The sequence below is a fragment of the Paenibacillus sp. TAB_01 genome, from assembly GCF_043945595.1.
In the GTDB taxonomy this organism is placed as follows: Bacteria; Bacillota; Bacilli; order Paenibacillales; family NBRC-103111; genus Paenibacillus_S.
Window position 1 is genome coordinate 1,701,099 of sequence record NZ_JBIFNP010000001.1, and the last position, 12,665, is coordinate 1,713,763.

At 56.1% G+C, this 12,665-nt stretch carries 10 protein-coding genes and 3 pseudogenes; 9 read left to right on the top strand and 4 right to left on the bottom strand.

What is annotated here, in order from left to right:
• The first annotated feature begins 16 nt into the window (after window positions 1-16).
• The 8 genes and pseudogenes from ACHHV8_RS08095 to ACHHV8_RS08130 all read left to right on the top strand — a co-directional run bounded on the left by ACHHV8_RS08095 (window position 17) and on the right by ACHHV8_RS08130 (window position 6,441).
• Complete coding sequence (locus ACHHV8_RS08095) at window positions 17-787, top strand: ABC transporter ATP-binding protein (RefSeq protein ID WP_395157824.1); 771 nt, start codon at window positions 17-19, stop codon at window positions 785-787.
• A gap of 35 nt (window positions 788-822) precedes the next feature.
• Window positions 823-2,457, top strand: a pseudogene (locus ACHHV8_RS08100) (FAD-binding protein).
• On the top strand, window positions 2,457-2,798 hold the full coding sequence (locus ACHHV8_RS08105; RefSeq protein WP_395157825.1) for a 4Fe-4S binding protein: 342 nt from the start codon (window positions 2,457-2,459) through the stop codon (window positions 2,796-2,798). The pseudogene ACHHV8_RS08100 and the gene ACHHV8_RS08105 overlap by 1 nt, the downstream one beginning before the upstream one ends.
• Before the next feature lie 43 nt (window positions 2,799-2,841).
• Window positions 2,842-3,414, top strand: coding sequence for a type 2 periplasmic-binding domain-containing protein (locus tag ACHHV8_RS08110; protein WP_395157826.1), 573 nt, complete (start codon window positions 2,842-2,844; stop codon window positions 3,412-3,414).
• Complete coding sequence (locus ACHHV8_RS08115) at window positions 3,368-3,883, top strand: ABC transporter substrate-binding protein (RefSeq protein WP_395157827.1); 516 nt, start codon at window positions 3,368-3,370, stop codon at window positions 3,881-3,883. The genes ACHHV8_RS08110 and ACHHV8_RS08115 overlap by 47 nt, the downstream gene beginning before the upstream one ends.
• 185 nt (window positions 3,884-4,068) lie before the next feature.
• Window positions 4,069-4,410 (top strand): HPr family phosphocarrier protein, encoded by a 342-nt coding sequence (locus ACHHV8_RS08120; protein WP_395157828.1) that lies wholly within the window; start codon window positions 4,069-4,071, stop codon window positions 4,408-4,410.
• A 110-nt stretch (window positions 4,411-4,520) separates the two neighbouring features.
• A complete protein-coding gene (locus ACHHV8_RS08125) occupies window positions 4,521-5,180 on the top strand; it encodes an HAD family hydrolase (protein WP_395157829.1) in 660 nt (219 codons plus the stop codon).
• A 382-nt stretch (window positions 5,181-5,562) separates the two neighbouring features.
• Window positions 5,563-6,441, top strand: a complete 879-nt coding sequence (locus ACHHV8_RS08130) for a radical SAM/SPASM domain-containing protein (protein ID WP_395157830.1) — start codon at window positions 5,563-5,565, stop codon at window positions 6,439-6,441.
• Between the two features lie 79 nt (window positions 6,442-6,520).
• Here the strand turns inward: ACHHV8_RS08130 and ACHHV8_RS08135 are convergent.
• The 4 genes and pseudogenes from ACHHV8_RS08135 to ACHHV8_RS08150 form a co-directional block, all read right to left on the bottom strand.
• Window positions 6,521-8,199, bottom strand: a pseudogene (locus tag ACHHV8_RS08135) (ABC1 kinase family protein).
• A complete protein-coding gene (locus tag ACHHV8_RS08140; RefSeq protein ID WP_395157831.1) occupies window positions 8,196-8,558 on the bottom strand; it encodes a phasin family protein in 363 nt (120 codons plus the stop codon). Before ACHHV8_RS08140 ends, ACHHV8_RS08135 begins: the two are co-directional and overlap by 4 nt.
• Window positions 8,559-8,943: 385 nt before the next feature.
• Window positions 8,944-9,645, bottom strand: coding sequence for a response regulator (locus ACHHV8_RS08145; protein ID WP_395157832.1), 702 nt, complete (start codon window positions 9,643-9,645; stop codon window positions 8,944-8,946).
• Window positions 9,626-11,251, bottom strand: a complete 1,626-nt coding sequence (locus ACHHV8_RS08150) for an ATP-binding protein (protein WP_395157833.1) — start codon at window positions 11,249-11,251, stop codon at window positions 9,626-9,628. Before ACHHV8_RS08150 ends, ACHHV8_RS08145 begins: the two co-directional genes overlap by 20 nt.
• Window positions 11,252-11,555: 304 nt before the next feature.
• Here ACHHV8_RS08150 and ACHHV8_RS08155 point away from each other — a divergent pair.
• Window positions 11,556-12,654, top strand: a pseudogene (locus ACHHV8_RS08155) (tripartite tricarboxylate transporter substrate binding protein).
• Window positions 12,655-12,665: the final 11 nt, after the last annotated feature.

Here is a 12,665-nt window from a genome sequence, read left to right on the forward strand (position 1 = left end):
GAGGGGGAAGGACGAGATGACAGTAAAAGATGGCGGTATCAAGCTTCATACACGTAATTTGGGCATTTCCTTCGGTGAGACGGAGGTGCTGACGGATATTAGTCTGCAGGCGGAGCCGGGCGAATTCGTTGCCATTGTGGGCCGCAGCGGCTGCGGTAAAAGCACCTTGCTCCGGCTGGTCGCAGGGCTGGAGAAGCCTACGGACGGGCTGTTGATGATCGACGGCAACGCAACGAAGGGGATTCATCCCGATACCCGCGTGCTGTTCCAGGATTCCCGGCTGCTTCCCTGGCGCAAAGCGGTGGACAATGTGCGGATCGGCGTCCGCTCCAAGGACCGGGAGCTGGCCAAAGCCGCTTTGAAGCAGGTGGGGCTGGAGGAAAAAGCGAACGTCTGGCCTGCGACGCTGTCCGGCGGGCAGAAGCAGCGGGTTGCCTTGGCCCGGGCTTTGGCAGGTCAGCCGAAGCTGCTGCTGCTGGATGAGCCGCTGGGCGCGCTGGATGCGCTGACGCGCATTGAGATGCAGGAGCTGATCGAACGCTTGTGGAACGAGCAGCGTTTTACCGTACTGCTTGTTACCCATGATGTGAGCGAGGCGGTGGCCTTGGCCGATCGCGTCGTACTTATCGAGGGAGGCCGCATTGCGATGGACGTGAAGATCACGCTGCCCCGCCCGAGAGAGCGAGACAGCGGATTCGCTTATTTCGAGAAAATCATATTGGACCGGCTGCTGCTGAAGGAGCCGGGCACGGTGCAGGATCAGCGGGAGCTGTCGTTTTCCATATAAATTCAACTATCAACTAAAAAAAGGCGGGGTAAACGATGAGTCGTAGCGATGTGAATTTAAAAGCGGATGTATTGGTAATCGGCGGATGACCGTCCGGCACTTGGGCGGCATTAACGGCAGCCAAAGAAGGGGCGAAGGTGGTCCTGGCAGATAAAGGCTACTGCGGTACGAGCGGAGCTACGGCGCCGTCCGGGACAGGCGTATGGTATGTGAATCCGACTCCCGAGGAACGGGAAAGCGCAATGAAAAGCCGTGAAGGGCTGGGCGGTTATTTGGCGGACCGCAATTGGATGCAGCGGGTGCTTGACCGCACCTTTGCGAATATGAACCAGATCGCGGATTGGGGATATCCTTTCCCGGTTGACGAAGAGGGCGTTTCGCAGCGCAGAAGCCTGCAGGGGCCTGAATATATGAAGCTGATGCGCAGACAGGTGCAGAAGGCCGGGGTCAAAATTCTCGATCACAGCCCGGCGCTCGAGCTGCTTGCGGATGAGCACGGCGTGGCCGGAGCCACGGGGACGAATATTCAAACGAAGCAGGCATGGCGCGTAGACGCTTCGGCGGTTGTCATTGCCACTGGCGGCTGCGCCTTCCTAAGCAAGGCGCTCGGTACGAACGTGCTGACAGGCGACGGTTATTTGCTGGCAGCCGAGGCGGGAGCGGATTTCTCCGGCATGGAGTTCTCCACGGCATATTCCTTGTGCCCGGCCTTCTCACCGGTGACGAAATCGGCGTTCTATACCTGGGCGACATTTTATTATGAAGACGGCCGCGTCATTGAAGGCGCAGGCTCGCAGCGCGGACGGTCCGTCATTGCGCGGACGCTGCTTACCCAGCCGGTGTACGCGCAGCTGGACAAAGCCGATGATGAGCTGAAGCGCGCGATGCGCAAAGCGCAGCCGAACTTTTTTCTCTCGTTCGACCGTCTCGGCATCGACCCGTTCACGCAAAAGTTCCCGGTGACGCTCCGCTTCGAGGGCACCGTCCGCGGCACCGGAGGCATTCATATCCTCGATGAGAGCTGCGCGACGAAGGTGCCGGGCTTGTACGCCGCAGGCGATGCGGCAACCCGCGAGCTGATCTGCGGCGGCTTCACCGGAGGCGGCAGCCACAATGCAGCCTGGGCGATGTCGTCGGGCTACTGGTCCGGCGAAGGCGCGGCGCGTTACGCCTTGAAGCTCGGAGCGCATGCATTGAGCCGCAGCGGCCAAGGGCTGTCGGAGCGCACGGGCATTCCGACGCAGCCGGCGGCACGTACGACGGGCGTGGATACGAGCGAAATCGTGAAGGCCGTTCAGGATGAGGTGTTCCCGTACGACCGCAACTGGTTCCGCACGGGAGCGGGGCTTGAAGGCGGGCTGCAGCGGCTGGATCGCATTTGGAGCGAAGTCAAAGGCGGGCTGCAGGCTTCCGACGGGAACGCTGTGCGCGTCCGGGAAGCGGCTGCGATGACCGCAACGGCCCGCTGGATGTTTACAAGCGCTGCCGCACGACAGGAGACGAGGGGCATGCACCGCCGTGAGGATTTCCCGGGCTCGGATACGAACCAGCATTACCGGCTGCTGAGCGGGGGTTTGGATCAAACCTGGGCCAAACCGTTATCGGGTAACGGCATCCGTGCAGCTTCTACAGCTGACAATCACAACATTCATAGGGAGGCTGTTATCTAATGATCGAAATTTTAAGTCAAGACCGCTGCGTCAATTGCAATCAATGTGTCTCCGTCTGCCCGACGAATGTATTCGATCCGGCCGCAGAGGAGGGCGGTCTTCCCACTATAGCGAGAAAATCAGACTGCCAGAGCTGCTTTATGTGCGAGCTGTACTGCCCGACGGACGCTTTGTTCGTAGCTCCGCTTGCCGAGCAGGATGCTGACGTTAACGAGTCGGCTTTGATCGAAGCCGGACTTCTCGGAAGCTACCGGACGAATCTGGGATGTACCCGCGGCTCCAAGCCGACAGCGGGCGATGACGGTTCTCATATTGTTTTCAGACGTATGCACGGACATTAATTTCTATAAATCATCATACTAGACACAGACAGGGGTTACTACTATGAAATCATTCCGCAAACCATGGACATTTACCGCACTGCTCCTTACTTCCGTCTTTACTTTGGCGCTCTCCGCTTGCGGCACCTCCAGTACGAAACAATCTGCAGCGGGGGCATCAGCCCCTCCTGCTGCGGCGTCGGCCCAGCAGGGCGACGTCAAGCTTGCGCCGAAGCTGCGGGTTGGCTATATCTCGCCTAATAACAAAGGAACGATTACCGGCGTTGAGGGCTGGGCCCAGAAGAAGGGGGATCTGGATGCCGAGCTGAAAAAATACGGCGTGACCGAGATTTCCATCAAATCTTTTCCGAACGGTCCGAACTTGAACGAAGCGTTAGCTTCCGGCGCTCTCGATGTAGGTATATACGGCGATACGCCGGCTATTAATGCCAGGTCCGTAGGCTTGAAAACAAAGCTGATTAATATTTCCCAATCCGGCATGAATTCGTGGCTTGTCGCCAAAGCGGACGGTCCGCAAAAGGTAGACGGACCTGAAGGGCAAGAAGATCGCTACTGCCGACGGCTCTTACATGAACCGGTATCTGAAGGGGCTTCTGCTGGAAAAAGGACTGGATAAAGACGTGAAGGTCGTTCATTTGCTCCCGGCAGACGCGGAAGCCGCCCTGGCCCGCGGCGATATTGAAGCCTACGCTTACCCGACCGGCTTCGGTCCGCTATTGATCAGCAAAGGGTATAAGGCGATTGATGAAGCGAAGAATCACCCTGATTTGCGGGGTTCAAGCGTGACGGTGGTCAGCGAGGATTATTTGGCGAAAAATCCGGGCTTTGCGAAAATTTGGAACGGAATCCGGCAAAAAGCGGCCAAGGAAGTTCAATCGAACGCGGATGAATTTTATAAGCTGTATGCGGAGTCTTCCGAATTTCCTGTAGATGTGGTCAAAGCTTCATTTGAAATTCAGCAGTGGCAGGTTGAGGATTTCACGCCTGAAAGCTTGAAGCTGCTCGACGGCACGAAGAAATATTTGTTCGACAACGGCATCATTAAAAAAGACTTCGATCTGAACGATTGGATCTACAAGCCTTAAGGCTTGGACGGCGGCAAGGACGCTCTTCCGGTCAACTGGAGACATGTTACCCGAATGGGGCATGTCTTTTTTTACCTATCATATAAATTTTCGGGGTCCCCGCAAAGTACCTGAGTCCGCTTCGAAGCATAAGCCACACTTTGTGGGGTTATTTTATTTTTCATCAGAGAACGCGAGGGACTATTATGGCAATTGAATGGAAGTGGGATATACCGATCCCGGCCGCAATTCGCTGCGTCATCCGGCTTGCAGAAATCGCGAACCGATTCGAAAGCGTGATTTCATTCGGAAAAAATCAGATTTATATTAACGGAAAAAACGCCGCCCAGGTCGTGTCGCTTTTCCTGGCGCTGGGGAGCGAGCCTTCTTTAAGCTTTATCGTGGAAGGAAACGATGCAGGCGAGGCATTTCGATCGATTCATAACTATATTGATCAGCTGGTGAACAGGCGGGAGCCTACGGAAATATACGGAGCGCCGGATTCGGCGCCAGCCGGGCTGCAGCTGCCTTATCATCAGGCCATCTAGCATTTAAGACGCGAACCGAATATGATAAACTGGGAGGCAGGCAGGGCCTTCATCGGCCCGGGCTTCTTGAAATGAGGCTCCCGTTAGGAAATGGAGGGATTGGAAGCCAAGTGAATGGAGTGAAGTGGCTTTTTTTTGATCTGGGGGATACGCTGGTGGATGAATCGCCCCCGTTTGAGGACAGCATTCGGCAGCTGGTTCAAGCTTCGCGCAGCTTGGGCTATGCTTTCGGCGAGGATGAGCTGAGGATCGAGCTGCTCCGCGCCTATGAGGAGCTGCATATACAGCCGATGCGGGAGGCGCTGGGCCGGCTTGTGCCGAAGGAAGACGACCGGCTTGCCGTTCGTTCGGGCATGAAATACCGCAAGGAGATGGAAAAGCCGTTTCCTAATGCTTTGCCGGTTGTTCGTGAGCTGGCTGAACGCTGCCGGCTTGGGGTTATTGCCAATCAGAGTCTCGGGACGGCGGAACGGCTGGAGCAGTACGGTCTGCTGCCTTACTTTCAGGTCATTTGCTCCTCTGCGGAGCTGGGCGTGGCGAAGCCGGACCCCCGCATTTTTAAGCAAGCGCTTGCGGACGCCGGGTGCTTGCCGGAGGAAGCTGCGATGATCGGTGACCGTATCGACAACGATATCGTTCCCGCCAAGCAGCTGGGGATGAAAGCGGTCTGGATCCGTCAGGGCTTCGCGCGGAACCAGCGCGTGCCGGGACCTCCAGAGGGACCGGATGCGGTCATTACCCGGCTGGAGGAGCTGCTGGACTTATTTTAATAATAAAATGAACCCTGTGCCCCGTTTCGGCTTCGAGTCCGTCAGCAGCCTCCCGTGGCGGAGGCCGCTGAAAAAGGCATTGCTACGAGTACGGAATATTGTTCCGATCGCTGTTGTCCCTGGATTTCTCTGATTATATTCCGCTTGTAGCGGTTGAAATCCAGGGACAAAGGCGAACGCTTACGCTTCTGCAGAACATTTCCGTACCCTCCGTAAGTTTTTCAGTGACCTCCCGTTTCGGAGGCTCTTTTTTATAATATAGAATGTTAAAAGGGCTCGTATAAAAGTTACCATGAGCAGCGGCTGGCTAATGCCGCGATTTTATGACATTATTAGAAGATGATAGATTACATTCTGATAGTAGAGGGAACCTGACTTCGTTATGAAAAAGTTTAAGAAGTTTTATATTGAAATTACAAGCGTTTGCAACCTGGCCTGCACTTTTTGTCCGCCGACCAAGCGGAGCGCAACGTTTATTAAGGTCGAGGATTTCACGCACATTCTGGACGAGGTCCGAACGTATACGGATCATATTTACTTTCATGTCAAAGGCGAGCCGCTGCTGCATCCGAAGATCGATCAGCTGCTGGACCTGAGCCACGAGCGGGGACTGAAGGTGAATTTGACCACGAACGGTACGCTGCTGCCGAAAGCCAAGCACAAGCTGCTTGGGAAGCCTGCGCTGCGGCAGGTCAATATTTCGCTGCACAGCTTCGACGGGCATTTGGGTTCGACCGACAAGGAAGGTTATGTGAAACAGGTGCTTGCTTTCGCCCAGCAAGCCGCCGAGGAGCACAAGGTAACGATTTCGCTGCGGCTGTGGAATTTGACGCAGGATAACGCCACGAATGCGGAAAAAATGCGCAACCGGGAAATTTTATCGATGATCGAGAACCATTTCGGGCTGGATTATTTGATTGAGGAGAAAGTGGTGCGCGGCAGCGGCACGAAGATTGCCGACCGGATTTATATTAATCAGGACCATGAGTTCCAATGGCCGTCTTTGAAGGAAGAAGAGGACGAAGGCAGGGGCTTCTGTCATGCGCTGCGCAATCAGGCCGCTATTTTGTCCAACGGCACGGTCGTCCCCTGCTGTCTTGACGGGGAAGGCGTAATCAATCTGGGCAACATTCATGAAAAGCGGTTTACCGATATTATCGAAGGGGAGCGGGCGACCGCCCTGTATGACGGCTTCTCCCGCAGGGAAGTTGTAGAAGAGTTGTGCCGAAAGTGCGATTACCGCAGAAGATTCAGCGTCTAGCTCTGAACGAAGAAGGATACATCGGCCCAGCCGTCCCTGCAAGCCTCCCGCTTTGGGCGGGCGGCTTATTTTTGTTTTTTCAGAAGCGGCCCGACCGGAAGATGGAGTAAAGCAGGAACAGGAACATCAGCGTCGCGACGCTGAAGCCGATCTCGATGACGGGAAAGTCCCACAGCAGCGTCGACTGGCGGCCGAGTGAGGAGCCGATAATCAAGCCGACCATGATGATGCTGAATGCCAGCAGGACGATGCTGAAGGACAGCTGGTTGCTGATCCGGTCGATTTTCTTCATCATCGATTCGAGCTCGTTGACCGAGATGTCCATATGGAGCTTGCCTTTCTTGATGATCCCGAGCAGCTCGCGCAGCTTGGACGGCAGCTCCGTCAGCAGGTCTGCGTATTCCCCGAGCTGGTGCCACACGTTGTCTGCTACATGCCGGGGATGGAAGCGATCGGCGAACAGCTTGCGTCCGAACGGCTCGGCGATCTGGACGATGCTGAAGGTCGGGTCGAGTGCGGTGACGACGCCCTCCAGCGTCAGCAGCGTCTTGCCGAGCAGGGTCAGGTCCGAGGGACCCGAATCTGATGCTCGTAAGCGACGCTCAGCAGATCGTTCACGGATTCGCCGAGGCTGACGCGGCTGAGCGGGATGTCGTAATATTTCTCGCGCAGCTCGTCAAGGTCGCTGCGCAAAGCGTCCATATCCGTATCCTCGGGAATGATGCCGATGCCTTCGATGGCTTTGATCAGTCCTTCGGTGTTATTGCGGCGAAGGGCAATCACGATAGAGCCGAAATGATATTTCATCATGGGGGTCAGACGGCCGACCATGCCGAAATCGATCAGCCCGACCGCCTCATCGGGAAGAATAATGAGATTGCCCGGGTGCGGATCGGCATGGAACAGGCCGTCCACGAAAATTTGCCGGAAAACCATTTGCGCGATCCGTTCCGCAATCCGTTTCCGGTCGTAGCCGAGCTCCGCGAGCCGGTCGGTTTCGTTTGTTTTTACCCCTTGAAGAAAGGTCATCGTAAGCACATTTTTGCTCGTATAATCCCAGTAAATCGCTGGGAATACGATATGCGGATCCCGCTCGAACGATTTGGCAATCCGCTGCGCATTGCGCCCCTCATTCGTGTAATCCAGCTCGGCGCGCAGCGATTGCGACAGCTCGTAAACCATATCCCTGACCTGATATTTGGCCGCCCATTCCAGCCGGTGCTCGGCCAGCCGGGCCAGGTTGTCCAAAATCTCCAGATCCGTCTCCACAACGGAGCGGATATTGGGCCGCTGGATCTTGACAGCGACCTGCTCGCCCGTGTGGAGCCTTGCGAGATGCACCTGTCCGATCGAGGCAGCGGCCATAGGGACGGTTTCGAATTCGGCGAACAGCGTCTCGAACGGGCCGCCGAATTCATGCTCCAGCACTTCGCGCACCTGCTCGAACGGGAAGGCAGGCACCTGGTCCTGCAGCTTGATCAGCTCATCAATGATGTCAGGAGGCAGCAGGCCCGGCCGCGTGCTTGCGATCTGGCCGATCTTGACGAAGGTCGGGCCCAGCTCCTCCAGAAAAATGCGTACCCGCTCGCCCAAAGTACGGGTACGGGCTTCCCGCCTTTCCTGAAGGCCGATCCGGGTTGCCGAAAACAGATCGGGCAGGCCCAGCTCCTTGACGAGAAAGCCGAAGCCGTTGCGGCCGAAGGCCCGGGCGATGTCATGATACCTTTGCAGGTGCCGGATTTTCCGCCCGAGACTCATGATTCGGCAGGCGGCAAGCTTATAGGGGCGTCATTCTTGGCAGGGGGAGCGTCCTGGCCCTCCAGCTCCGCCAGACGCCGTTCCAGCTCAGCTACGCGCTGCTTCAGCCGGACATAGTCCTCCTTGGTCGTCAGGTTCATCTCATGAAGCGCCTGCTGCAGATAACCGCGCACCTTTTGCTCCAGCATAGACTGGGCTTCCTGCCCCTTTTTCACCAGCTCGTCAACGTACTGCTGCGACTCCGCTTTGTTGACTTCCCCTTTCTTGATCAGCTCATCGACAATTTTCTCCGCTTGTTCTTTGCTGGCCATGGCAAATCCGAGGCCCAACGATAAGGCTTTATCAAACATATCTCTCATCGCGCGAATCCCTCCTTGGAAATGGATCTATAGGGCGATTTTACCATAATGATGCGCAAACGCCAAAAGCCGGACAGCTTCTCTGCGAATGGCTTACCGGTACGGGGAATGCTGAGCGGATCAGGGGGCGTTTTGTAAGACGGACGGGCTGAGAAGGCACCGCTTCCCGGCTGCCAGGTTGCCAGGTTGCCTGAAGCGCAAAGCTCCGGCATGCTCCAGCGGAGGGGAAACAGCCGGCAAGAGGGCTGTCAGGCTGTCGAGAAAGTCACATTAAGTGAACTATGAGTACCAACGGAGGTGGTGGGGGATCGAAGCTTACGAAGCCTCAACAGCCGGCAGGCTGGCTGTCCGTGAACGGAGCGGCCGTGCGCTGCAGGCCGCTTGATTATTTATGCCGGTATACGCGCTCCGGCCGTCCGACCACCCCATAGGACAGGTCGGCATACACGTCGCCGAGGCTGACGAGATGCTCCAGATAGCGCCGGCCGGTGGAACGGCTGACGCCGATCATTTTGGCGACTTGCTCCGCCGTCAAGCCTTCCGCCGCATGCGAAATCGCCTGGACGATTTTGACGAGCGTCAGCTTGTCGATCCCTTTGGGCAGATAGGCTGTCTCGGAGCGGGCTTCCTTCTTAGCGGTGCCGGACAGAAGACGATCCACGTCGCTCTGATCGATGGTGCCGCTTTCGTTCAGACGAATCAGCTCACGGCGAAAATCCATGTAGCGCAGCAGCGTTTCCTGAAGCCGGTCGAAAATAAGCGGCTTCATAATGTAGTCGAATGCGCCGCTGCGAACCGCTTCGCGAATGGCATCCAGTTCTTTGGCGGCCGTAATCATGATCACGTCGGTGTCCCGGTAATGCCTTCGAATAAACTGCAGAATATCCAGGCCGTTCGTATTGGGCAAATAAATATCCAGCAGCACGAGATGGGGCTTCAAAATCTCAAGCTGCTCTTTAGCCTGAAGCTCGTCGGTCGCAATGCCGACGGTTTGAAAGCCTTCGACCTTCTCGACGAACCGCCGGTTGATTTCGGCAATCCTTAAATCATCCTCAACGATCAGAACCTCAACGGCCGGTAGCTCCATAGTCTTGTCCTCCTTCCGAATGTTGTTCGCTCTTTGGAATGGCAGCAGTGAAGATCGTACCTCCGCTCGGATGTTTATGAAAAGTGATGTATCCGCCCAGCTTGCTTATGGCATGCTGTACCAGCGCAAGTCCGATGCCCCGGTTCTCTCCTTCCTTGGTCGAAAAACCTTTGGCGAATACGGCGGCGCCGGTATCCTCCGGAATGCCGATGCCCGTATCCTCGCATTCCACGATCAAATCCTCGCCCAGATCTGTGAAGAACAGCTTGACGTATCGTTCAGAGGCGGTCTCCCGGGCGAGAACCGCCTCCATGGCGTTATCGATCAGGTTGCCGATAATGGTTACGAGCAGGCTCCGATCGATCCGCTCCGGAATGTCCCGGAACGAGCTCTCAGGGTCAATCACGAAGCTGAGCTTCAGCTCCTGGGCGTGGTTGTATTTGCCGATCAGCAGGCCGCCCAGCATCGGGTCCGGGATTTCCCGCATGATGAACTGAACGAAGCTTTGATGGACATCGACTTCACGGGAAATCAGCTCGACCGCATCCTGGTAGGACTCCAGCTGGATCAGGCCGGAAATGACGTACAGCTTGTTCGAAAATTCATGGGTCTGCGCCCGCAGCGTATCCGCAAACCGCTTCACCTGGGACAATTCCTCGGCCAGCCGGTACAGCTCCGACTTGTCCCTGAAGCTGGATACGGCGCCGGTTACCTGCTTGTTCCGGTCGGTGATGGGGACGCGGTTGACAACCACCTCGTGATCTCCGATCAGCATCTGGTGATCGAATTCCGCTGCTCCCGTACGGACGACCTCCAGCAGACGCGTATTGGGGATGATCTCCTCCACATGCCGGCCCGTAATGCCGTCATGTGGAGGCAGGCCCAAGAGGCGCAGCGCATAGCGGTTCGCCATCGTGACGGTGCCTTTGCGGTCGACGGCAATGATGCCCTCCCGGATCGATTCCAGGATGGCCTGCTTCTCCGTGTAAAGAAGGCCGATTTCCTCCGGCTCCAGGCCATGAATGGAGCGGCGGACATTGCGCGCGATCATCACTGCGCCGGCGATGCCGACGGCCAGCACCAGCAGGGTGATCCATTCGATATTGGACTGATAGTTATCGGTAATCTGATCAATGTCATCCATTAGAAAGCCTACGGAAATAATGCCGACCACCCGGCCGCTGCCGTCCAATACCGGGGCTTTGCCGCGAAGGGAGGGGCCCATCGAGCCGACGGCACGGGAAATGATCGACTTGCCCTCCAGCACCGGCCCATTATCGCCTCCGACCATTTCTTTGCCGATCCTCTCCGGGATCGGATGCGAATAACGGATCCCTTCGCGGTTGCCGACGACAATATATTCGGCATCGATTTTTTCCCTTATATGTTCCGCGATCGGCTGGATAACGACAGAGGGGTTCGGTTCCTCGAAGGCTTGCCGAATTTCCGGCATGACAGCCATGGTTTCCGCTACCTTGAGCGCGCGGGTGCCGATCTGCTCTTCCAGAACAGAAGTGGTGACGTAATAGAAAATAGCGCCGAGGCTGACGATAACGAGCGCGAGTAAAGAACAGATAATGAGAATCAGCTTGGTTTGCAGTCTCATATAAATTCAGGCCCTCCGCTTGGATGAAATAGTGCAAATGCTGCTGCCGTTAATAGGCTGGCGGGGAACGGTTTCTGCGCCGGCCGTATGGAGGTGCGGGAAATAAAGCGCTGCCATAACAGATCAAATTGTAACATAAAGCGCTGTCATTTGGGGCGGAATGGTCGGAAGTATCCCGTGAACAATATGAACAAAATACCCTTAACGGTTTTAATTGAGTTAATTTTGTTAAACTTTTATAAATTTTATTGCAGTGGTATCCTGAAATCGCTCTTTAAGAAAGCGCATACAAAAAAGAAAACCTATGGAGGGGTTTCATTTGATTAAACACTTTTTGTCTAAATCGTTGAAGATTACTTCGATCGGCGTACTGGCCGTCAGCTTGACTGCCTGTGGCAGCGGCGGGGGCGGATCCAAGCCTGCGGCTTCCGGAGGGGCAGAAGGAAAAGGCGCGGGTGAGCCTGCATCCGCATCCGCGTCCACGTCGAAATACCCCGAGAAGGCGCTGACCCTTGTAGCTCCTTCCGGCGCCGGCGGCGGCTGGGATATGACCGCCCGCACCCTGGCCAAGGTGCTGTCCGAAACGAAGGCGGTGGATAAGCCAATCACTGTAGAGAACAAGCCGGGCGGCGGAGGCACGGTGTTCATGGCGGAGTATGCGACCAAGGATTCTAAAGACAACTACAGGCTGTTCGTCAGCTCGCCTCCGATTCTGATCAATAATCTGAAGAAAGAGGGCAATACGCCGTTCGGCTATAAGGATACGACGCCGCTGGCGCAGCTGACCAAAGACTACGGAGCTATTGCGGTGGCAGCCAATTCCAAATATAACGATCTGAAGTCGCTGTTGACCGACATGAAGGCGGATCCTTCCAAATTGACGGTAGCGGGCGGCTCGGCTCCGGGCTCGATGGATCATCTGGTTTCGATTCTTCCGGCGTTCAAATTCGGCATCGATCCGAAGAAGGTGAAGTACTTGTCCTATGACGGGGGCGGCGAAGCGATTACAGCGCTGCTCGGAGGCAACGCCGATGTGCTGGGAACCGACGCCTCCTCGCTGGATCAGTACCTCAAGGCAGGCAAAATCAAGGTGCTGGCGGTAGCGTCTCCACAGCGGCTCGGCGGCAGCATGAAGGACGTTCCGACGATGAAGGAGCAGGGAGTCGATGCCGAATTCCTGATCTGGCGCGGGGTATTCGGAACCGAAAGAGATGAGCGCGGATGCGAAGAAATTCTGGGATGACGCGATAAAGAAAATGGTCGAATCCGACCAGTGGAAGAAAGAAGTGCAGGCGAACAACTGGGAGACCGAGTATAAGAATGCGGATGCCTTCAAGACGTACCTGGCTTCGCAGGAGACGCAGGTCAAGGACATTTTAACGGCTTTGGGCATGCAGAAATAAGGAGTTGGGGA